This window comes from Nonomuraea sp. CX421, from assembly GCF_059358955.1.
In genome coordinates this window covers 71128-92473 of the sequence record NZ_JCADBK010000016.1, presented here as the reverse complement: position 1 = coordinate 92473, position 21346 = coordinate 71128, and the positions used below count along the sequence as shown (strand labels likewise).

At 70.3% G+C, this 21346-nt stretch carries 20 protein-coding genes and 1 pseudogene; 13 read left to right on the top strand and 8 right to left on the bottom strand.

The features are described 5' to 3' along the window. Nucleotides 1–4: 4 nt before the first annotated feature. Entirely contained in the window at nucleotides 5–799 is a 795-nt protein-coding gene (gene modA, locus AC5L3X_RS26245) for a molybdate ABC transporter substrate-binding protein (protein ID WP_494860374.1), read from the bottom strand. A gap of 273 nt (nucleotides 800–1072) precedes the next feature. Further along, nucleotides 1073–2026 carry a helix-turn-helix domain-containing protein gene (locus AC5L3X_RS26240; protein ID WP_494860372.1) on the bottom strand — a complete coding sequence of 318 codons (954 nt, stop codon included), beginning with the start codon at nucleotides 2024–2026 and terminating at the stop codon, nucleotides 1073–1075. Nucleotides 2027–2124: 98 nt separating this feature from the next. On the opposite strand from AC5L3X_RS26240, the gene AC5L3X_RS26235 reads away from it, so the two are divergent. The 3 genes from AC5L3X_RS26235 (at nucleotide 2125) to AC5L3X_RS26225 (ending at nucleotide 4676) form a co-directional block, all read left to right on the top strand. Continuing rightward, nucleotides 2125–3156: a saccharopine dehydrogenase NADP-binding domain-containing protein gene (locus AC5L3X_RS26235; protein WP_494860371.1), complete on the top strand. Its 1032-nt coding sequence runs from the start codon at nucleotides 2125–2127 to the stop codon at nucleotides 3154–3156. A gap of 77 nt (nucleotides 3157–3233) precedes the next feature. Then, nucleotides 3234–3839, top strand: coding sequence for a TetR/AcrR family transcriptional regulator (locus AC5L3X_RS26230; protein ID WP_494860369.1), 606 nt, complete (start codon nucleotides 3234–3236; stop codon nucleotides 3837–3839). 9 nt (nucleotides 3840–3848) lie between these two features. Further along, nucleotides 3849–4676 carry an SDR family oxidoreductase gene (locus AC5L3X_RS26225; protein ID WP_494860367.1) on the top strand — a complete coding sequence of 276 codons (828 nt, stop codon included), beginning with the start codon at nucleotides 3849–3851 and terminating at the stop codon, nucleotides 4674–4676. 39 nt (nucleotides 4677–4715) lie between these two features. Here the strand turns inward: AC5L3X_RS26225 and AC5L3X_RS26220 are convergent. Next, nucleotides 4716–5072: pseudogene (locus AC5L3X_RS26220) on the bottom strand (helix-turn-helix domain-containing protein); the annotation flags it as partial. Then, nucleotides 4999–5979, bottom strand: coding sequence for a helix-turn-helix transcriptional regulator (locus AC5L3X_RS26215; RefSeq protein WP_494860365.1), 981 nt, complete (start codon nucleotides 5977–5979; stop codon nucleotides 4999–5001). The pseudogene AC5L3X_RS26220 and the gene AC5L3X_RS26215, both read right to left, overlap by 74 nt. A 138-nt stretch (nucleotides 5980–6117) precedes the next feature. Between AC5L3X_RS26215 and AC5L3X_RS26210 the strand changes: the two genes are divergently transcribed. Then, nucleotides 6118–6579: a VOC family protein gene (locus AC5L3X_RS26210; protein ID WP_494860363.1), complete on the top strand. Its 462-nt coding sequence runs from the start codon at nucleotides 6118–6120 to the stop codon at nucleotides 6577–6579. 43 nt (nucleotides 6580–6622) lie between these two features. Here the strand turns inward: AC5L3X_RS26210 and AC5L3X_RS26205 are convergent, their stop codons facing one another. Beyond that, nucleotides 6623–7030, bottom strand: coding sequence for a RidA family protein (locus AC5L3X_RS26205; RefSeq protein WP_494860361.1), 408 nt, complete (start codon nucleotides 7028–7030; stop codon nucleotides 6623–6625). 196 nt (nucleotides 7031–7226) lie between these two features. On the opposite strand from AC5L3X_RS26205, the gene AC5L3X_RS26200 reads away from it, so the two are divergent. The 4 genes from AC5L3X_RS26200 (at nucleotide 7227) to AC5L3X_RS26185 (ending at nucleotide 11852) form a co-directional block, all read left to right on the top strand. Then, a complete protein-coding gene (locus AC5L3X_RS26200; RefSeq protein ID WP_494860359.1) occupies nucleotides 7227–7736 on the top strand; it encodes a PadR family transcriptional regulator in 510 nt (169 codons plus the stop codon). After that, nucleotides 7733–8422 carry an ABC transporter ATP-binding protein gene (locus AC5L3X_RS26195; protein WP_494860357.1) on the top strand — a complete coding sequence of 230 codons (690 nt, stop codon included), beginning with the start codon at nucleotides 7733–7735 and terminating at the stop codon, nucleotides 8420–8422. The genes AC5L3X_RS26200 and AC5L3X_RS26195 overlap by 4 nt, the downstream gene beginning before the upstream one ends. Next, nucleotides 8422–10917 (top strand): FtsX-like permease family protein, encoded by a 2496-nt coding sequence (locus tag AC5L3X_RS26190; RefSeq protein WP_494860355.1) that lies wholly within the window; start codon nucleotides 8422–8424, stop codon nucleotides 10915–10917. Before AC5L3X_RS26195 ends, AC5L3X_RS26190 begins: the two co-directional genes overlap by 1 nt. A 587-nt stretch (nucleotides 10918–11504) precedes the next feature. Then, on the top strand, nucleotides 11505–11852 hold the full coding sequence (locus AC5L3X_RS26185; protein ID WP_189125574.1) for a histone-like nucleoid-structuring protein Lsr2: 348 nt from the start codon (nucleotides 11505–11507) through the stop codon (nucleotides 11850–11852). A gap of 295 nt (nucleotides 11853–12147) precedes the next feature. On the opposite strand, the gene AC5L3X_RS26180 is transcribed toward AC5L3X_RS26185, so the two are convergent. Further along, nucleotides 12148–12771: a LysE family translocator gene (locus tag AC5L3X_RS26180; protein WP_494860353.1), complete on the bottom strand. Its 624-nt coding sequence runs from the start codon at nucleotides 12769–12771 to the stop codon at nucleotides 12148–12150. A gap of 71 nt (nucleotides 12772–12842) precedes the next feature. On the opposite strand from AC5L3X_RS26180, the gene AC5L3X_RS26175 reads away from it, so the two are divergent. Continuing rightward, nucleotides 12843–14189, top strand: coding sequence for an aminotransferase-like domain-containing protein (locus tag AC5L3X_RS26175; protein ID WP_494860351.1), 1347 nt, complete (start codon nucleotides 12843–12845; stop codon nucleotides 14187–14189). Here AC5L3X_RS26175 and AC5L3X_RS26170 read toward each other — a convergent pair whose 3' ends face one another. Further along, the gene (locus AC5L3X_RS26170; protein ID WP_494860505.1) at nucleotides 14190–14846 is read right to left on the bottom strand and encodes a TetR/AcrR family transcriptional regulator; all 657 of its coding nucleotides are present in this window, start codon (nucleotides 14844–14846) and stop codon (nucleotides 14190–14192) included. A 187-nt stretch (nucleotides 14847–15033) separates the two neighbouring features. Between AC5L3X_RS26170 and AC5L3X_RS26165 the strand changes: the two genes are divergently transcribed. The 4 genes from AC5L3X_RS26165 (at nucleotide 15034) to AC5L3X_RS26150 (ending at nucleotide 20445) form a co-directional block, all read left to right on the top strand. Then, nucleotides 15034–16257: an oxygenase MpaB family protein gene (locus tag AC5L3X_RS26165; protein ID WP_494860349.1), complete on the top strand. Its 1224-nt coding sequence runs from the start codon at nucleotides 15034–15036 to the stop codon at nucleotides 16255–16257. Nucleotides 16258–16427: 170 nt separating this feature from the next. Further along, the gene (locus tag AC5L3X_RS26160; protein WP_494860348.1) at nucleotides 16428–17645 is read left to right on the top strand and encodes an oxygenase MpaB family protein; all 1218 of its coding nucleotides are present in this window, start codon (nucleotides 16428–16430) and stop codon (nucleotides 17643–17645) included. Continuing rightward, complete coding sequence (locus AC5L3X_RS26155; RefSeq protein WP_494860346.1) at nucleotides 17642–19939, top strand: molybdopterin cofactor-binding domain-containing protein; 2298 nt, start codon at nucleotides 17642–17644, stop codon at nucleotides 19937–19939. The genes AC5L3X_RS26160 and AC5L3X_RS26155 overlap by 4 nt, the downstream gene beginning before the upstream one ends. Nucleotides 19940–19953: 14 nt before the next feature. Beyond that, the gene (locus tag AC5L3X_RS26150; protein WP_494860344.1) at nucleotides 19954–20445 is read left to right on the top strand and encodes a (2Fe-2S)-binding protein; all 492 of its coding nucleotides are present in this window, start codon (nucleotides 19954–19956) and stop codon (nucleotides 20443–20445) included. 72 nt (nucleotides 20446–20517) lie between these two features. On the opposite strand, the gene AC5L3X_RS26145 is transcribed toward AC5L3X_RS26150, so the two are convergent. Then, entirely contained in the window at nucleotides 20518–21318 is an 801-nt protein-coding gene (locus tag AC5L3X_RS26145) for a VOC family protein (RefSeq protein ID WP_494860342.1), read from the bottom strand. Nucleotides 21319–21346 lie beyond the last annotated feature (28 nt).

Here is a 21346-nt window from a genome sequence, read left to right as displayed (position 1 = left end):
GCGATCAGGGAGCCTCGAAGCCGGCCTGGGTCAGCACGTCCTTGCCCTGCTGCGACAGCACCAGGTCGACGAACCGCCGGGCCGCCTCACCGGCCGGCGCCTTGGCCAGGGTGGCGATCGGGTAGTCGTTGATCGCCTGGTCCGCCTCCGGGAAGTCGATCCCGGTCACCTTGCCCGCTGAGGCGATCACGTCGGTCTTGTAGACCAGTGCGGCGTCCACCTCACCCAGCTCCACCTTGGTGAGGGTGGCCTTGACGTCCTGCTCCAGGGTGACCGGAGTGACCTTCAACCCGGCCGCGTCCAGCGCCTTGACCGCCGCCGCCCCGCACGGCACCTGCTCGGCGCAGAGCGCCACCTTCACCTTGGCGTCGGTCAGGTCCTTCAGCTCCGCCACCTTGGCCGGATTGTCGGCCGGCACGGCGATCTGCAGCTTGTTGCGCACGAACGTGGCCGGCGAACCGGCCAGCGCCGCGTCCGTCACCGTCTTCATCGTCGCCGGGCTGGCCGCCGCGAACACATCGGCCGGCGCGCCCTGGACGATCTGCTGCGCCAGCGTCGCGCTGGAACCGAAGTTGAACCGCACCGTCGTGCCCGGATGCGCTGCCTCGAAGGCCTTGCCGAGCTCGGTGAACGTCCCGGTCAGCGACGCCGCCGCGAACACCGTCACCTCCTTCGCCCCGCCCACCGAAGCCGAGGTCGTGGACGCGGCCGGCTCGCCGGAGCCGCAACCGGACAGGCCTGCCAGCGCGAGCGCGACGGGCAGGGCGATCGCCCATCGGAAAAGACGCCTGACCACCAAGGGGGCTCCTCACACCTGACCGGCCCCGCGTTCGTGACCGGGGATCTCCACCATCGCCGCAAACCCTTACCATACCCCCGCATATTCCAGTCTGAATACCCGGGTCGCATCGCAACAGCGGCATGATCCACGCTTTGGTCATCGCAATCACGAGAGGCCGCAGCGCGGCGGCGTGACCGCCTCCGCGCCGGCCGTGCGGCGCATCCTGCCCGGCAACGGATCTCCCGCCGGAACGCTCATCCCCAGCAGCGGCCCGAGGCCGCGCGCCGCCGGTCAGTTCTCGGGCGGCTGCGCGCTGCGGAACGAGCGCCGGTAGCTGTCAGGCGGCACTCCGACGATCCGTTTGAACTGGCGTCGGAGTGTCGTGGTGGTGCCCATGCCGGTGGCGACGGCGACCGCCTCGATGCTCTCTCCGGTGGTCTCCAGCAGCTCCTGGGCGCGGCGCACGCGCTGGATCTGGAGCCACTGAAGCGGTGCCTGCCCGGTCACCGCCCGGAACTGACGTGCGAGATTGCGCGGGCTCGTGTTCGCTCGCCGTGCCAGGTCCGTCACCGTCAGCGGCTGGTCCAGCCGTTGCCGGATCCAGGCGAGCAGGCCGGCGAGCAGGTGGTCGTCCGCGACCCGCATCGGCGTGGCCACGAACTGGGCCTGGCCGCCGGGCCGATGGGGCGGCATGACGAGGCGACGGGCGACCGAGTTGGCGACGGCGGCGCCGTGATCGAGGTGGATCAGGTGCAGGCAGAGATCGACGGCGGCGGCCTTCCCTGCCGAGGTGAGCACGCTGCCGCTGTCGGTGTACAGCACATCCGGGTCCACGACGGCCCGCGGATGGCGGGCGCTCAGCTCCGCCGCGTGCGCCCAGTGGGTGGTGGCTCGCCGGCCGTCCAGCAGGCCCGCCGCGCCGAGCGTGAACGCCCCGGTGCAGAGGGAGGCGACCCGGGCGCCCGACTCGTGGGCCGCGCGTACGGCGTCGACCAGCTCGGGTGGTGGCGGGTCGTCGATGTCCGCGCACGCGGGCACGATCACGGTGTCGGCGCTGGTCAAGTGCTCCAGGCCCTGTTCGGGTTCGACCGTGAACGGGCCGATCCGCACCGGTCCGGGCCCGCAGAGCAGCACGTCGTACCAGCCCGTGGTGGCCTCGCGCGGGGGCGTGCCGAAGATCTCGTAGGCCACGGCCAGCTCGAAGTGCAGCAGGTGGCCGGCGGTCGCCAGCGCGACGGTGTGCATGTCCGAAATTGTACGCATGATGTCGTTTCGGACCCTCACGATCGGGCTCCTCCTTCGGCGAGAGTGGACCCCCTTGGAACATCGAGTCGAGGAGAGTCATGGGTACATCGGACGTGGTGGTGGTCTACGGAGCGACGGGGCATACGGGGCGCTTCGTCGTCGCCGAACTGCTCCGGCGCGGTCTCACCCCTGTCGTCTCAGGCCGTGACGCGGGCCGGCTGGAGACGCTGGCCGCGGAGTGGGGACAGGTGGCGGTCCGGCCGGCCGCGGTGGACGACCCGGACGCGTTGGACCGGGCCCTCGCCGGCGCGGCGGCCGTCGTCAACTGTGCCGGGCCGTTCTCGGTGACGGGAGGCCCCCTCGTCGAGGCGGCCCTGCGCGCGGCGATCCCGTACGTCGACGTCGCCGCGGAGATCGAGGCGAACGCCTCGATGTTCGCCGACTACGCGGAAGCGGCCCGAAAGGCGCGCGTCCCCGTGGTGCCGGCGATGGCCTTCTACGGCGGACTGGGCGATCTGCTGGTGACCGCCGCCATGGGGACGTCGACCGCCGCGGACATGGCGCACATCGCGTACGGGTTGAGCGACTGGCATCCCACCGCGGGGACCCGGGCGGCGGGCCAGGTGTCGCACCAGCGTCGCTCGGGCCGTCGGGTGCGGTTCAGGAACGGGGCGCTGGAGTATCACGACGACAAGCTGTCGGAGCAGGACTGGCCCTTTCCGGAGCCGCTCGGCCGGCGAGCGGTGATCGCGGAGTTCACCATGGCGGATGTCGTGACCGTCCCCAGCCACCTGGACGTGCCCGACGTCCGCACGTACATGACCGTCACGGCCGCGAGTGACCTCGCCAGGGAGGACACACCGGAGCCGGCGGCGGTCGACGCTCTGGGGCGTTCGGGTCAGGTCTTCGTCGTCGACGTCGTGGTGAGCGCGGACGGCGTCGAGCGGCGGGCCACGGCCCGTGGCCAGGACATCTACGCGGTCACCGCGCCACTGGCGGTGGAGGCCGTCCAGCGCGTCCTGACGGGGCGGACGCGGGCGGTGGGCGTGGCCTCGGCCGGCGCCATGTTCGACGCGGCGGACTTCCTCCGGGCGCTGACTCCGCACCTGTCGGTGGAACTGCCGCACTGATCCGGCACCGGGGTGTGTCGGGCAGGGGGGCCGGGGGTGCAACACCAGTCAATCACTGATTGGAATATGATTGGAGCATGACGGAAGACGCGCCCTCCACCCGCGCCCGGCTGCTGGCCGCCGCCGAGCGCCTGTTCCTGGACAAGGGCTACGACCAGGTGTCGGTGCGCGCGATCAACGCCGAGGCCGGGCTCAACCCGGGAGCCGCGCACTACCACTTCGGCTCCCGCGAGGGGCTCATCGCGGCGTTGCTGGAACAGGAGCTCTCGCCGCTGTGGGCCGACCGGATGGACGCCGTCGCCCGCAATTCCCGGGGCGAGGGGGAGCCGTTCGACGTGCGTGACCTGGTCGCGGCCATCGTGGAGCCGTTCGAGGAGCTGGCGCGCACGGAGAAGGGCCGGATGCTGTCCCATCTGCTGGCCCGCTCCGCGCTGCGCGACGGGCGGCCGGCCCACGTCTCGACGTGGTTCGGCGCCGCGCCGTTCGAGGTCATGCTCGGCCGGGCACTGCCCGGCCTTCCCGTGCGCCAGGTGGCCGAGCGGTGGCGGCTGGCGTTCACGCTCCTGCTGGAGGTCTACGGGCGATCAGTGGCTCCCGCCCCGGCCGCCGCCGTGTCGCTGCCGGAGACCGCGACCGTCATCGCCTTCGTCACCGCGGGTCTGACCGCGCCCCCTCACCCCTAAGGAGCAAGCATGGCGACGTTCGCCGTCACCGGTTCGGCGTCGGGCATGGGCGCGGCCAGCGCCGCGGCCCTCAGCGCGGCCGGGCACACCGTCATCGGCGTGGACCTGCGCGACGCCGACATCCTCGCCGACCTGGGCACCGCCGAGGGGCGCGACCTGGCGGCCGAGGAGATCCTGGCCCGCTGCGGCGGGAGGCTGGACGGCGTGGCCGCCATCGCCGGGGTCGGCCCCGACCTGCCCGACGCCGCGGCGGTCGTGTCGATCAACCACTTCGGCCCGGTCCGCCTGCTGGAGCGGCTGCTGCCCGCGCTGGCCGCCTCGGGTGCCGGACGCGCCGTGGTGATCGGGTCCAACTCCGCGTCGACCGTCCCGTTGATCGATGACGGTCTGGTGGAGCTGGCGCTGGCGGGGGAGGAGCAGGCGGCCCGCGAGCGGGCTCGCGCCGCCGCCGAGGCGATGCCGGCCGAGGTGCGCGCGATGGCGCCCAGCATCTCCGCCTACGCGTCCTCGAAGTTCGCGCTCGCCCGATGGGTCCGCCGCACCGCCGTCACCCCCGAGTGGGCGCGGCAGGGCGTGCTGCTCAACGCCATCGCGCCCGGCGCGGTGCTCACCCCGCTCATGCTCGGCTCCACCGGCGACGCCGCCGGCCACGACCCGGACGCGTTCCCGACGCCGATGCCCCTGGGCGTCTTCGGCCGGCCCGAGGACATCGCGTTCTGGGTGCAGCAGTTCCTGCGGCCCGAGGCCCGCTTCACCACCGGCGCGGTCCTGTACGTGGACGGCGGCACCGACGCCGCCATGCGCCCCGACGCCCAGCCGACCGCGATGACGCTGTAGGCGCAGCCCGAGGGGCGCCGCTGCCACGAGGCCGCCGTCGATGACGAGGTCCTGACCCGTGATGTACGACGCGTCGTCCGAGGCCAGGAAGGCGACGGCAGCGGCGACATCGTCCTCCAGCAGTCGCCGCACGGCTTGCTCGCGCTCCGCGGGCTCCAGGCGCAGCATCCTGGCGACGGCGTCCAGGACGTCGGCGGAGACGTTGATGTCGCGTCCCTGCTCGAGCCAGGTGTACCAGGACACTCCTACGCCGGCGAACACCGCCACCTCCTCCCGCCGCAGCCCGGGCGTGCGGCGGCCCTCGCCTGCCGGCATGCCCACGTCAGCGGGCAGCACCCGGGCACGCCGCCGACAGCAGTCTCTCCGCCAGCGCGCGGCAGCGCGTCGCGAGCTCAGGAGGGTCGAGCGCCTCGAAGTCGTGCCCCAGCAGGAGCACGTGCATGAGCACGAAGTCGAGGCTGCCGGCGCCGCTGAGCACCTCGCACCGCTCGCTCCCTCGCCGTCGTACGACGGCCGCCGACGCCGGAATCTGCGCTCGTACGGTGTCGGCCGGCGCGTGCACGAGGAAGCGCGCCTGGTGCGGGTAGACCCGGCTGGCCACCCCCTCCTGCACGTACGTCGCCGCGTCGGGCGCCGCGCGCGGCCGGAAACGCCAGGTACGGGCGGACACCTCGGTCATCCGGTCGACGCGGAAGTTGCGCCAGCCGTCGCGATCGAGGTCGTAGGCGAGGAGGTACCAGCGCCGGTCGGAGGCGACCAGGCGGTAGGGCTCGACCCGCCGCCGTCGTACCTCGCTCCCGGACGGGTAGTCGAAGCCGGCCTCCACCTCGTCGCGGCACGCTCTGGCCAGCGTCATGAGGATCTCGGGGTCGACCGGCGGATGGCCGCCGCCGAAGGACTCCACCGAGCCGGTGAGCGCGCGCACCTCGTGCCGCAGCCGGGTGGGCAGCACCTGGTCGAGCTTGGTCAGCGCCCGGAGCGCGGCGTCGCCGGCGCCGGCGACCGCGCCCCCCGCGCCGGCCAGCAGCGAGACCGCGGTGGCGATCGCCTCCTCGTCGTCGAGAAGCAGCGGCGGCACGTCCTGCCCCGGGCCGAGCCGGTAGCCGCCGCCGACCCCCTGTCTGGCATGCACCGGGTAGCCGAGCGCACGCAGCCGCTCGACGTCACGTCGCACCGTGCGCGGCGTGACCCCGAGCCGGTTGGCGAGCTCGGGGCCGGTCCAGACCTGGCGCTGCTGCAGCAGCCCGAGCAGGACGAGCACCCGCTCCGTCGTGCCTCGCTCGTCACCACCTGCTCCGTCCATGCAGCCACCCTGCCAGAGATTGCGGACCGATCCTGTCCGCCAGGGGTGTCAGAGTGGCTCCGTGGACGCAGGCGAGTCGCCCGGCACCGATGCCCGAGGTCTGCCCGCAACCGAAACCCGCTACGAACGGAGCAACCGATGAGCCGCCACATCCAGGTCACCTTCGACGCCCATGACCCGCGGGCGCTGTCGTCCTTCTGGCGCGACGTGCTGGGCTACGTGCACCCCGGCCCGCCCGGAGTCGACCTGCCCGAGGGCGCCGATTCGCTGGCCGCGTGGGACGACTTCCTCGCCCGGATCGGCGTGCCGGAGGAGCAGCGCACCACCAGGTCGGCCATCGAGGACCCGGACGGGCGCGGCCCACGGCTGTTCTTCCAGCAGGTCCCGGAGGGTAAGGTCGCCAAGAACCGCGTCCATCTCGATGTCCGTACGGCTCCCGGACTGCAGGGAGAGGAGCGGATGGCGGCGCTGGAGGCCGAGTGCGACCGGCTCGTCGCGCTGGGAGCGTCCCGGGTGCGCCGCGACGAGCCCGAGCCCCCGCTGAGCGCCGGCTTCATCGTGATGACCGACCCCGAGGGCAACGAGTTCTGCCTCGACTGACCCGGCTCGGCCGCGGCCGCGCGAGCCCCGCCCGGTGGGCGGTTCAGTCGATGATCGCGGTGGCTTCGATCTCGACCAGATGCTCGGGTACGTCCAGCGCCGCGACACCCAGCAGCGTGGCCGGGGCCAGCGGGGTTTCGCCCAGCTTCGCGGCCGCCCGGCTGATCCCCTCCAGCAGCAGGGGCATCTTGTCCGGGGTCCAGTCGACGACGTGGACGGTGAGTTTCGCCACGTCGGCGAAGGACGCGCCGACCCCGGCCAGGGCGGTCGCGATGTTGAGGTAGCACTGCTCGACCTGGGCGGTGAGATCGCCTTCGCCGACCGTGACCCCGTCGGAATCCCAGGCGACCTGCCCGGCGACGAAGACCAGCTTCGACCCGGTCGCGATCGACACCTGCCGGTAGACGTCGATCTCCGGCAATCCGCTCGGGTTCACCAGGGTGATGGCCATCCGTCCGCCTCCTTGTTCATGAGCGCCCGAGGGCGTTCGCTCTCTTGTGGTTACTCGGGAACTCTAAGAGAGTGAGCGCTGACGTGCAAGAACGCACTTTCAAGTGACTGGGGAACCTCATGGTGACCGAGCGGCGCGGTGGCCTGACGGCCGATCAGCTTGAAGTATGCATACTGCGTATGCATACTTAGTATCCATGTCGATCAGGCACGGGCTGCTCGCCCTGCTCAGCAGGGGACCCAGATATGGCTACCAACTGCGGGTGGAGTTCGAGGCGTCGACCGGGGCGACCTGGCCGCTCAACATCGGCCAGGTCTACACGACGCTGTCCCGCATGGAGCGCGACGGACTGGTCGAGCCGGGGGAGTCGGACGATCAGGGCCGGGTGGTCTACACGATCACCGCGGCCGGCCGGGCGGAGATGACGCGATGGTTCAACACCCCCGTCGTCCAGTCCGACCGGCCGCGGGACGAGCTGGTCATCAAGCTGGCCATGGCCGTCGCCGCCAACGAGGTGGACGTCGCCGAGGTCATCCGCGGGCAGCGCACCGCGACCATGCGCGCCCTCCAGCAGCTGACCAGGGCCAAACGCGCCGTCACGGAAGGCGTTGGTCAGCGGCTCGTGCTCGACTCGATGATCTTCCAGGCCGAGGCCGAGCAACGGTGGCTGGACCACTGTGAGGCCGTTCTGAAGGAGGAAAGATGACGGTCGTACGACTGGCCGGGGTGACCAGAGTCCATGGCGAGGGGGCGACAGCCGTACACGCTCTGAAGGGCGTGAGTCTTGAGGTCGACGGGGGAGAGCTGGTCGCGGTCATGGGCCCGTCCGGGTCCGGCAAGTCGACCCTGCTCAACCTCGCGGGCGGGCTCGACCGGCCCACGTCGGGGAGCGTGCACGTCGACGAGCGGGACCTGGCCGGTGTGCGCGACCTGGCGGCGCTGCGCCGCCGCAGCGTCGGCTACGTCTTCCAGGACCTCAACCTGATCACGTCGCTGACGGCGGCGGAGAACGTGATGCTGCCGCGTGAGCTCGACGGCGTGCGGTCACGTGTCGCCCGCGAGGAGGCCATGGCCGTGCTGACGGAGATCGACGTGGCGGACCTGGCCGACCGCTTCCCCGAGGAGTTGTCCGGCGGCCAGCGCCAGCGGGTCGCGATCGCCCGCGCTCTGGTCGGCGAGCGGCGCCTGCTGCTGGCCGACGAACCGACCGGCGCGCTCGACACCCGCACCGGCGACGAGATCCTGCGCCTGTTACGTGCTCGCTGTGACGCGGGCGCGGCGGTGCTGCTCGTCACCCACGAGTCGCGCTACGCCGGCTGGGCCGATCGCGTGGTGTTCCTCCGCGACGGGATGATCACGGACTCCACGGACGCGTCGCTGGTGAGCACCTGATGGCCGCCCTGATCGCCGCGCTGCGCATCGCCCGCCGGAGCGCGTGGCGTTCCCGGGGACGAAGCGCGCTCATCATGGTGATGATCGGTCTTCCCGTCTTGGTGATCACTGCGGTTCTGACGCTCACCGAGACCATGACCGTCACTCCGCGGGAAGGACTGGTGGCCGAGCTCGGCGCGGCCGACGCCCGCCTCGTGCAGGCACCCGAGGGTACGGAGCTCCAGCAGCAGCCGGGCGGCGGGAGCAGCTGGGGCACGAACGTCGACGGGGCGGCCGAGCCCAGGCTCGGCGCCGCCGAGGTGGTGGCGCTGCTCGGACCGGGCGCCCGGCTGATCCCCTTCAACACCGGCGAGCTCCGGCTGGGCACCGAGCGGGCCGACGCGCTGGAGACCGACCTGCGCGACCCCCTTACCAGGGGAATGCTGACGCTGAGCGAGGGCAGGCTTCCCGCCGCCGGTGAGGTCGCGGTGACACCCGCGTTCGGCCTGCGGCCCGGCGACCTCCTGCGGCCCTCCGGCGCGGCGCCGATGACGGTCGTGGGCGTGGTCGAGCACCCGCACCGGCCGTCGCTTCGGCAGGTCGTGGGCCTGGACCTCCCGTTGACGCCGTCGGACGAATTCTGGTCTCCGCACGGGTACGGCACCGGCTGGCTCGCCGACACCGCGAAACCCGTGTCCTGGACCGACGTGCCCAGGCTGAACAAGGCCGGTCTGCACGTCACCTCCCGCGCCACGATCATGGACTCGTCGCGTTTCGAGGTTCGTCCCTTCGACATCCGGCAGAAGGTCGGCATCGGCATCATGGTGATCATGGTGGTGCTGGAGATCGTGCTGCTGGCCGGGCCCGCCTTCGCGGTCGGGCTCCGGAGAAGGCGCCGGGAACTGGCCGAGATCGCGGCGCAGGGCGGCTCGGCGGGGCACCTGCGGACGATCGTGCTGACCGACGGACTGGTCCTCGGCGGCATGGCCACCGTCATGGCGACGGTGCTGGGCATCGGGGCCGGGGTGCTGGGCGCGCCTGTCGTGGCGCGCTGGGGAGGGCAGGTCGGTTCGCCGGGAGTGCCGTGGACACCTGTTCTGGCGGTCGCGGCGCTGGGCCTGCTCGCCGGGCTCGTGGCGGCGTTGGTGCCCGCCGTACAGGCGGCTCGGCAGGACACCGCGACCGTGCTGGCCGGCCGCGCGCCCGCGGTAGCCGGTCGGCGGGGCTGGCCCCTGGTGGGGGCCGCGCTGGTGCTGGTCGGGCTGGTGGCGACCGTGGTGGCGTGGCGCCGGCCGGACTCGGTGTGGGTGCTCGCCTCCGCGGTGCTGGTCCTGCTCGGGCTGGTGGTGCTGACGCCGTGGCTGGTCCGTCTCACCGGACGGCCGGCCGGGTGGTTGCGGCTCCCGCTGCGGGTGTCCGTACGCGACGCGGTCCGTCACCGAACCCGGACGGCGAGCGCCGTGGCGGCCGTCATGGCGGTCACGGCCACGGTCGTCGCGGTGGGCATCGGCACCCACAGCGAATACGTGCACGGGCGCAACGCCTACACCTCGGCGCGCCCGGCCGGCATGCTGGCGATCTGGGGCGGCAATGTCGGCGACGCGTCCTGGGGCAGGCTGCGCGCCGAAGCGGCCCGCCTGCTGCCGGGCGTGCCGCTGGCCGCCGGTTATCACGCGAAGGACGCCCAGGGCCGCCGGTACGCGCTGCGGTACACGGTGCGATGGAACGGGATCCGGACGCGCCGCACGGTGGCCATCGGTGACCAGGATCTGCTCAGGCTCCTGCAGGGGCGCCACGACCCGCGGGCGGCGGCGGCGCTGGCGAGTGGCAAGGCCGTGGTGTTCGACGCGGCCGCGGTGCGGGACGGAAAGCTGACGCTGCGGGCGAGCTCCACGTCCGGCCCTCCGCGCACGCTCGACGTGCCCGCGGTGGCGGCCACACCCGCCGACGAGTACCAGGGGGGTGCCCTGCTGCCGCGCGCCCTGGTCAAGCAGGCCGGTTTCTCCACGGCTGAGCGCCAGCTCTACGCCATGCACCGGCCGCCGGCCGACTCGCGGTTGGGGCGCGATCTCACCAAGGTGACTCCCAAGGTCACGGTCGCCTTCGAGGACGGCTACAGCACCCTGCCCGAGCCGGGCCTGTGGGGCTGGCTCGGCGGCGCTCTCGTCCTCGTCGTCGGCGGGACACTGGCCGCCACTCGCCTGGCGGCCGCCGACATGCTGCCTGAGCGGGCGACCATGATGGCCATCGGCGCCCCGCCCTGGACGCTGCGCATGGTCGTGGCCGGTCAGGCTCTCTACATCTCGGGGCTCGGCGCGCTGATGGGGCTGGTCGCGGGCACGGTGACGGGGGTGGCGCTGAGCCGGCCGATGACGACGCGCGGCGCCGGAGGTCCCATCACGATCGCCATACCGTGGCTCTTCGTGATCGCCGTGGTGGTCGGGCTGCCCGTTCTGGCGACGCTGGCGGCGCTGATCACCCGGACCAGACTGCCCCTCGCCCGCCGCCCCCTGTGACTCTGCCGATTTCCGCTGAGTTACCAGATGCGCTCATCGGGTTGCGGGGCTTGCCGCCGCACCTCGCCGCCGCTGCGGCAAATCGTTTGAATTCGACTTTGACAGCGGGAACCTCATCAGGATGAGCCGCGGACGGGATATCGCCGTCCGCGGCGACCCGGCGACGAGGACCGCTGACGGACCAGGAAGTGCGGACATCCAGAGCTCTCGCGGCCGTGGCCCATCCGTCCTGACCGCGGCGGCGAACTGAAACGGTCAGGACGGACCCGGAGGTCGGGGCGCACCCGGCTCCGGGCGAGCTTGTGGTTTACCACCGCTGGTCAACGCCAGGTGAGAGGGGTGGAGTCATAACCAAGGTGCTCGTGTGGGCGCGTGAAGGGGGGAGTTCGGGGAAGGGCTTCGCGTGTTCGCGGATCGACACGGTTGGCGGCGGGCCGCGGGTTCCCGGTCAGGGGAGTGTGATGAATGACTTCACGCGACGACAGTTCGGTGACTTCGTTGCTTGGGCACAAAGGCTCTAGGCTGCTCTTGCTCTACTGAAGACCGCTACAGTAGCCAACATTCCTATCGAGCATGGAGTGCCCAGCATGGCCAAGCAGATTCAAGAGATTTTCATTGACGACCTCGACGGGACCCCGATGGAGTCCGAGAACATCGTCAAGTTCGGTCTCGACGGCGTCGCCTACGAGATCGACCTGGGGGAGAAGAACGAAGAAGCCCTGCGTAAGGCTCTGTCGCCCTTCATCACCAAGGCTCGCGCGGTCCGGACTGAGCGGACCGGCCGAGGGCGGCGCGGAGCCGGTGGCAGTGCTCGTACCATGAGCCGGGAGAAGTCCGCCGAAATCCGGCAGTGGGCCAAGACGCACGGCCTGCCGGTGAGCGAGCGAGGGCGCATCGCCTCCACGGTGGTGGAGAAGTACGAGGCCGCCCACTAGGGCTCGCGCGACGTGTCAAGGCGCATGGCTTGCCGGCCTGGGCGCTGTCACCCGAATTGCCGTGAGCTGGATCAGAGGTAGGACGTAGACCCGTGCCGCAGGCGGACTTCGCCTGCGGCATTTCTGTGTTCGTCGGTGCTTGTTACTATTATACTTTGTAAAGGGCGTCGACTTTGGCAGAATCCCCATCGGTCAATCCAAAAACCAAGCATCGACAAGGATGGCCGGCGTCTTGAGCTGATCGGCCGACGGGGTCAGTGAGATCGCCCGGAGCCTCGCAGGCTGCGAGCCGTGCTCAGGTGAAGGCCAGCGTCAGGGCGAGGACGGCGAGGAGTGAGCCCATGGTGAGGCGTTGGGTGCGCAGCCAGGAGGGGTGGGCCGACAGGAAGCCGGCGATGCCGCCGGCGGCCAGCACGATCGAGAGGTTGACCAGGAGGGCGACCGCGATCTGGATGCCGCCGAGGGCGATGCCCTGCAGGAGGGTGTTTCCCCGGTCGAGGTCGATGAACTGCGGGATGATCGCGACGTACAGGAGTGCGATCTTCGGGTTGAGCAGGTTGGTCATCAGGCCCATGAGGAAGAGCCGTAGTGGAGGGTCGGGCGGCACGTCCTGTGTCGCGAAGACGGATGCCCCGCCGGGCTTGAGCGTCTTCCAGGCCAGCCACAGGAGATAGAGGGCTCCGGCGATCCGGATGGCGGTCAGAAGTTCGGGGACCGCGGCGAACAACACCGCCAGGCCGAGGTTGGCCCCCACCAGGTAGACGATGAAGCCCGCCGCGACCCCGCCCAGCGAAATGATCCCGGCTCGCCGTCCCTGACTTGTGCTCCGGGACACGAGGTACATCATGTTCGGCCCTGGCGACAGCACCATTCCGAGCGCCACGGACACGACGCCGAGCACCGCGCTCTGTTCAATCATGTGAAAAAGCTATCGATGGGGCAATCTCAGTACAATATTTGGAATTGTACTCGGAGCAATGTCGTGTTTGGATGGCGGATGTGGAGGATTATCGTCGGGTTGCCGATTCTGTCGCCGCGGAGATCGGGGCGGGGAGGCTGCGGCCGGGGGACCGGTTGCCTCCACAGCGGGTCTTCGCGCGGCGGCATGGCATCGCCAGCTCCACCGCCGCCCGCGTCTACGGTGAGCTGGCTCGCCGTGGCCTGGTCGTGGGGGAGGTCGGGCGCGGCACTTTCGTGCGGGCCGCCGCTCCGCGGCCGGGGTTGGCGCTGGTCGAGCCTGTGGGCAGCAGGGTCGATCTTGAGCTCAACTATCCGGTGGTGCCTGGGCAGTCGACGCTGCTCGCCGATGGCATCGGTCCGTTGCTGCGTGCGGATGTGCTGGAGTCCGTGATGCGGCCGGTGGGGGCGGCGGGCACTCCGCTGGCGCGGGGCATCGTCGCCGATCTGCTCGCGCGTGGGGAGTGGCGTCCGGATCCGGAGCGGTTGTTGTTCGCGGGCAATGGTCGTCAGGCGGTCGCGGCGGCGATCGCCGCGTTGGTGCCTCCGGGTGCGCGGCTCGGGGTGGAGGCGCTCACTTATCCGGTGCTGAAGGGGATCGCGGGCCGGATCGGGGTCACGCTGGTTCCGCTGCGGGTCGATGCGGCTGGTCTGGATCCTGCGGCTGTCGAGGTCGCCGCGCGTAGGGCGTCGCTGAGGGCGGTCTATGTGCAGCCGACGATGCACAATCCGCTTTCGGTCAGTATGCCGGTGGAGCGCAGGGCTGAGTTGGCGGGTGTTCTGGCGCGTTTGGATGTGTTTGCGATCGAGGATGCCGTCTGGTCTTTTCTTCGTGAGGATTTGCCGCCTTTGGCTGCTTTTGCGGCTGAGCGCACGGTCCTGGTCGACAGTCTTTCGAAGCGTCTGGCGCCGGGGTTGTCGCTTGGCTTCGCCGTCATGCCTGGCTCCGTTGTGGCGGGGGTGGGGGCGGCGTTGCGGTCGGGTGGGTGGACGCCGATGCGGTTCGCGCTGGAGGCGGCGACTCGGTGGTTGACCGATGACACCGTGCGGTCGGTGGCCCGGGCCAAGCGGCGGGATGCGGCTCTGCGTCAGGAGATAGCCGCTCGTCACCTGGAGGGTTTCGCGATCCGCAGCGACCCGCGTTCTTATTACTGCTGGTGGGAGCTTCCGTCGCCGTGGCGGGCCGACACGTTCGTGGCGGCCGCCGCGCGGCATGACATCGCGGTGACTCCTGCGGCGGCTTTCGCGGTTGGCCGCAACAGTGCTCCGAACGCGATCCGTCTCGCTCTTGCCTCGCCTTCTCCGGAGGTCTTGTCGTGGGCCTTGGCCACCCTGGCCGACCTTGCCCGATCGACGCCGGACGATCTGGTGGCGGAGTGATCAGCCGGGGGAGCCGGTCGGCCGCAGCATGGGGACGAGGAACTGCCGGGCCACCGCGGCGAGTTGGTCGTCGTCGTCGAGGTCGATGATGAGACTCGGGATGGCCAGGAAGGAGGCGGAGACTCGGACCATCAGTTCGGCCACGAGGTCGGTGTCGAGGTCGCCTGACACGTGGCCGGCGTGTTGCTCTCTGCGGAGCTGGCCTGCGACGAACTGTCGCACGGTGGCGAGGGTCCGGCCTCCGTCGCTGGTCATGGAGGGCACCAGCAGGTCGGGTTCGGCGGCGATCAGGCCGCCGATCAGTGGGTTGTTCCGGATGGCGCGCAGCGAGCTGACGAAGCCCAGGATCACTCGGTCGGCGGCGGTGTCGGCCTGCTCGATGTCGATGAGGAACTGGTCGAAGTAGCGGCGGAACTCTCGGCGTACCACGTGTTCGACCAGCACGTCCTTGGTCGCGAACCGGCGGTAGACCGTGATCCTCGAGACCTTCGCGTGGCGGGCCACGTCTTCCATCGTGGATCGGCGGATGCCCATCCGGCAGAACTGGTCGTAGGCCGCGTCGAGGATGCGGGCCCGTGTTTCGTCCGTGTCGTCGACGCGTTCGACGGCATCAGAGTAGGCGCGCTCCAGCAACGACTCTGAGTCTGGCGGTGCCATGAGCCCGGACAGCGCAGATTCCACGATCACCTCCTGTCTTTGATTCTGACTCAATCCGCAACAGTCCACTTCGCGCTCTTGTGATGCGTCTCACAGTGTGCTGTCATGAACGATGATACGCGGAATCGTTCCTTGTTTCATCGTATCAGGCGGTTGTGTCGCGGCTCCGACGAGGAGGAACGAAGGGATGGACAAACTCAGCAGGCGCAACGTGCTGAAGGCGGGCGGGGCGTTGGGCGCACTTGGTGCGCTGAGCGTCGCGACGCCGGCGCACGCGCTCCCGCCCTGGACGTGGTCGGCCCAAGGCTCGGTGGCGGGCGCGGGGACGGGCACCGATCCGCGGTGGGTGTGGGACGAGCAAGCCGACCCGCTGGTCGCCTCGCTGCTCGACCGAGGCGACGTGCCCAGGGTCAACCAACTGTTACGGACCTGGACCAAGAACGGCCAGCCGTTACCGGACGGACTGCCGGCCGACCTGCGCGACTTCATGGAGCAGGCCCGCCAGCTGCCGTCATGGGCCGACCACGGCAAGCTCGCGACCGCGTTCCGGTTCAACGAGAAGCGCGGGCTCTACCTCGGCGTGTTGTACGGGCTGGCGAGCGGCATGATGAGCACCGTCATCCCGAAGGAGGCGCGCGCGGTCTACTACTCCCAGGGCGGCGCGGACATGAAGGACCGCATCTCCAAGACCGCCAAGCTCGGGTACGACATCGGCACCCGGAACGCCTTCGCGGCTGACGGCGAAATGATCGTGACCTGTGTCAAGACCCGTCTGGTGCATGCGGCGGTGCGACACCTGCTGCCGCAGTCGCCGTACTGGCCGAACGTCGCCGACGAAGAGATCCCGATCAGTCAGCGGGACATGATGGTCACCTGGCACAGCCTGCCCACGACCGTCATGCAGAAGCTGAACGCGTGGAAGGTGCCCATTCCCGCCGCCGAGTCCGCGGCGTTCCTGCACTCGTGGCAGCTGGGCGGGCACATGCTGGGCATCAAGGACGAGTACCTCCCGGCGTCGTGGGCCGAGGCCAACGCCCAGGCCGACCAGGTCCTGAAGCCGGTGCTCGCTCCGACGCCCGAAGGCATCAAGCTGGCCGACATCCTCCTCAACCTCGGTGCCTCCGTCGACGCTGGCATCCTCAGCAAGCCCATTCTCGGCGCGTTCACGCGCTTCCTGCTCGGTGACCAGATCGCCGGATGGCTGAAGATCGGCAGGGAGCCCATCTGGGACCCGTTGCTCAGGCTGTCCTGGGGGCCCTTCATCGCCGTCCGCGAAGGGCTGCTTCCCTTCCCGCTGGCGCCGGAGGCCTACTGGCTCTTCGACGAGTTCCTTCGTAAGGCGGCGCTGCTCTTCCTGTCCGAGGCGCGGCCGATCAGCATCGAGATCCCGGACACCAACCGCCCCTCCTGAATGCGGCGGTCTGAATGCTCGGCCCGGAATCCTCGTTTCCGGGCCGAGTTCTTCGGCGCCACGCTTCTCCGTTGGAGAGGTGTGTACGGAAAGCGTCGATGTCTTTGTCCAGATGTACAGATCCACGCTCGTAGCGGTATGTCACCACGTTGGGGAAAGGAGCTCACGGCATGGCGGAGCTGAGCAGACGCAGGATGCTGATCTCGGGTGGCGCCTTGGGGGCGCTCGGGGCGCTGGGGATGGCGTCCCCGGCGGAGGCCCTGAAGGCGTGGACCTGGGCGCCGAGCGGTTCGATCGCCGGCTCCGGCGCCGGGACCGATCCGCGGTGGGTGTGGGACGAGGAGGCCGACGCGCTGGTCGCCTCGCTGATCGATCGCGGTGCCGTGCCCGAGGTCAACCGGCTGCTGTGGGACTGGAACCGCAACGATCAGCCCTTACCCGACGGGCTGCCGGCCGATCTGCGGGCCTTCATGGAGAAGGCGCGGCAGCTGCCGTCGTGGGCCGATCAGGGCAAGCTGAACACCGCCGCCCAGTTCAACAAGTCCAGAGGGCTGTACCTCAACCTGCTCAACGGAGTGGGCGGCGGCATGCTGAGCACCGCCATCCCCAAGGAGGCCCGCGCGGTCTACTACTCCAAGGGGGGCGCGGACATGGAGGATCGCGTCGCCAAGACCAGCATTCTGGGATTCGCCGTCGGAGCCCTCAACGCCTACCGGCCCGAGGGCTCCTGTGTGGTCGAGTCCGTGAAGACCCGGCTGGTGCACGCGGCGGTGCGGCATCTGCTGCAGCAGTCTCCTCACTGGGGCGGGGACATTCCGATCAGCCAGGAGGACATGCTGGTCACCTGGCATACCCTGCCGACCTTCGCCATGCGCAAGATGCTCGAATGGCAGGTGCCGATCAGTTCCGCGGACTCCGAGGCGTATCTGCACGTGTGGCAGGTGACCGCGCACATGCTCGGCATCAAGGACGAGTACATCCCGTCCACCTGGGCCGCGGCCAACGCCCAGTCGGACCAGATCCTGCCTCGTAACATGGGCCCGACGCCCGAGGGTGTGGAGCTGACCGATATTCTGCTGGGTCAGCTGGCCGAGCAGACCAGTCCGGGCAGCATCAGCCGTCCGCTGTGCAATGCCCTGGCTCGTTATCTGGTCGGTGACCAGGTGGCCGACTGGGACGGCATCAGGCGTGAGCCGGTGTGGGGGCCGCTGATCAGTTCCGCCTGGCCGAAACTGGTGAAGTTCCGCGAGGGGCTCATTCCGCTGCCGTTGGTGCCCAGTGTCGCCTGGGTGATCGACGAGGCCGTGCGGCAGTACATCCTGTTCTTTCTCACCAAGGGCAAGGAGACCAAGATCGAAATCCCGACGACGAACCGTCCCGGCTCATGACGGGATCGAACGGCGGCGGGCTCGACGAGGCCATCGGGCGGCGGCGGTTCCTCGGGTACGTGCTGGCGGCTCCGACTCTGGTGGCCGCCGCCGAGCTGGTTCCCGCGACCTCGGCGGCCGTCGCCCCGTTGCCTTCGCCGGAACTCACTCAACTGCTCGATCTCAACGATCTGATGACGGCGGCGGCGCTGCCCACCTCGGGTCTCATCTCGGTGGAGGTCAGGCCGGACGGCACGGTGTCGTTCGCGTTGCCGCGGGCCGAGGTGGGGCAGGGCATCACCACGTCGACGGCCATGCTGATCGCCGAGGAGATGGCCGTGCCGCTGGACCGGGTGCGGGTGACGCTGGCCGATGCCCGGCCTGAGCTGGTGTTCAACCAGCTCACCGGCGGGTCGAACACGACTTTCGCGACGTACACCCCGATTCGGGTGGCCGCCGCCGTCGCCCGGCTTCGGCTACTGGAGGCCGCGGCGGCCGAACTGGGTTCGGCGGTCGGCGATCTGACGCTGAAGGCGGGTGTGGTCACCGATCGCTCCGGCCGGGGCGTCGGCATCGGCGCGCTCGCCGAGAAGGCCGCGAGTGCCCGGACCCGGCAGGTGTCGGTGGAGCTCACGCCTCGCCGGGACTTCACCGTCATCGGCAGGCCGCACAGCCGGGTCGACGCTCTGGACGCGGTGACCGGGCGCAAGAAGTTCGCCATGGACCTCGACGTCCCGGGCGCGAAGCCGACGATGGTGTGCCGTCCGCCGACCATCAACGGCAAGGTCGGTTCGGTGGCCAACCTCGCCGAGGTCCGCGCCCTGCCGGGCGTCACCGATGTCGTGGTGATCTCCACCGGGGTGGCGGTGCGCGCCGAGACCTTCGGCCAGTGCGTCGACGCCGTACGCGCCCTGAAGGTCACCTGGAGGGCCGGCACGGCGGCGGGGAAGTCCGACGACAGCGTGCTGCGGCAGCTGGAGGCCGCGGAGCTGCCGCTCGGCCTCAGGCCGCCGACGCCGATCGTGGAGGGCAAGTTCACCTTCTACTTCCGCAGCAACAGCGCGCTGGAGCCCAACTGCGCGATCGCCGACGTACGGGCCGACCGTGCCGAGATCTGGTCGGCGCTGAAATCGCCCATCGTCGCCCAGCAGGCGATCGCCGCCAAGCTGAACCTGCCGACCGGCAGGGTCACCGTGCACGTCGTCGAAGGCGGCGGTTCGTTCGGGCGCAAGCTGTTCTTCGACGCCGCGCTGGAGGCGGCCGAGGTGTCGCAGAAGGTCGGTAAGCCGGTCAAGCTCATGTGGCATCGCGCCGACGACGCGCGGCAGGGCCGCACTCACCCCATGGCCACCTCGCGGGTGCGGGTCGCCTACCTCGGTGACACCGTGTTGAGTTACAAGCAGCGGCACACCAGCGTCTCCACCGATCTGGGTCACGGGCTGGGCGAGATCATCACCGCGATGGCCGCGCGGCTTCCGGTGGGCGACATCGGTTTCTCGCAGACGTTCTTCCATCTCAGTCAGGTGATGTCCTACGATTTCGGCGCCAGTAGCCAGCTGCTCAGCGAGACGGACAAGAGTTTCAACACCGGCAGCATGCGCAATGTCTACTCGCCCGACGTCACCTGCGCCCGGGAGCTGATCGTGGATCAGCTCGCCGCCAGGATGGGCAAGGATCCCTACCGGTTCCGGCATGCGTTCCTGCGCGACGACCGTTCCCGGGCGGTCCTGGCGAAGGCGGCCGAAGCGGGCGGCTGGGGGCGGGCGATGCCGGCCGGTACCGCGCAGGGCATCGCGTTCCACGCCGAGTACAAGGGGGTGAGTGCCGCGCTGGTGGAGATCGACTGCCGGCCGGAGACCGTCAACCGGCCCGTTCGTGAGGGTGTGAGCGGGCCCCGTGTCACCAAGGTCGTCTTCGTGGTGGACGTGGGTCTGGCCGTCAACCCGCGTGGGCTGGAGGCGCAGATGATGGGCGGCGTCATGGACGGCATCGCGCTGGCCCTGACCTCCAGCCTGCACTTGCGCGATGGCCACTTCCTGGAGGCGAGCTGGGACAACTACTTCTACACCAGGCAGTGGAACACGCCGCCCGAACTCCGGGTGATCGTCATGCCGAGCACGTCGGAGACGCCCGGCGGCGCCGGCGAGCTGGGCGTCGCCGCGTCGATGGCCGCGGTCGCGTGCGCGTACGGCCGCGCGGTCGGGACGATGCCCACCAGCTTCCCGATCAACCACGGCACGCTCTCCTTCACCCCCAAGCCGACCATCCCGCCCGTGCCGCCGTCCCCCACCGACGGCCTGGACCACGCCCGCTGAGCAAGGAGTTGCGAGTGCCTGAGTTCACCTTCCGCGTCAACGGCGAGCAGGTCACCGTCGACGTCGCCGGCGACGTGCGGCTGCTGTGGGTCCTGCGCGACATCCTCGGCATCACGGGGCCGAAGTACGGCTGCGGCATCAACGTCTGCAAGGCGTGCACCAGCCATCTCAACGGCAAAGCGGTCAACCCGTGCGCGATCCCCGTCGAAGATCTTCAGCCGGGGGACGAGGTCACCACCATCGAAGGGCTGCCGGCCACGGTCGGCAGGGATCTGCATCCGATGCAGCAGGCCTGGCTCGACCATGATGTCGCGCAGTGCGGCTACTGTCAGCCCGGCCAGATCATGGCGGCGGTGGCGCTGGTGCGCCGGGCCGCCGCCGAAGGCCGCGCGATCACCGACGCCGATCTCGACGGCCTGCGCAACATCTGCCGCTGTGGCACCTACGTGCGCATCCGCGCGGCGATCAAGGCCGGCGCCGCCGCCATGGGAGGTGGGCCTGCTTAGCGCTGTGACGGCGGCCGGGAGGCGGGCGTTCCAGCGCCGCGCGCGCCGGCCCTCACCCTGGGGGGCGCCGGCTCAGGCGGGTGTGGTGATGCGCCAGTGGTGGCCGTCGGGGTCGGTGAAGTGCCCGGCGTAGTCGCCCTGGCCGGTCTGGGCCGCCGGGGCGGTGACCCGGCCGCCGGCGGAGTCCGCGGCGGCGAGAAGAGCGTCGACGTCGTCACGGGTGGCGGCGGTGTGCGTGAGGACGAGCGCGGAGAAGCCGTCGCCGTGCTCGTCGACGCCGGCGTCCTTGGCGAGGGCCTTGCGGGGCAGCAGGCCCAGCCGGCACACGCCGTCGGCGATGGTGAAGTCGATGAACTTGTCGCCGTAGTCGCGGTCGACGTTCATGCCCAGCGTCTCGTAGAACGCCTTGGACGCCTTCGGCTTGGCGACGCCGAGGAAAAGCGCGGTCTCGGTCGGCTTGGGAGGGTCGGGGGCGAGATCCGTGTCCTTGCTGGAGGCGGCGGCCAGCTTCCAGACGGCTCCGTCCGGCGCCTGGTAGACGGCGACGAACTCGCCGAAGAGCGCCTTCTTCGCGGGCTTGACGACCGTCGCGCCGTTGGCGGTGGCGGCCTCGAGGAGGGCCCTGACCTCGGCGGGCCGGCTGACGATGCAGGACAGGACGTAGCCGCGGAAGCCCGAGGTCGCCGGGTTCGCGGCGGAGTCGGCGGCGAGTGCGCCGATCTGGCGCAGGGCGAGCCGTCCGGTGCCGTGGAGGTTCAGGCGGGCGGTGTGGTCGTCGTCGGTGGCCGTGGCCGAGAAGGCGGAGGTGTAGAAGGCGCGTGCGGCTTCCACCTGCGGTACGCCGATCGTGATGATGTCGAGAGCGAGCGCCATCGGGGTGATTCCTTCGTGCTGTCGGGGG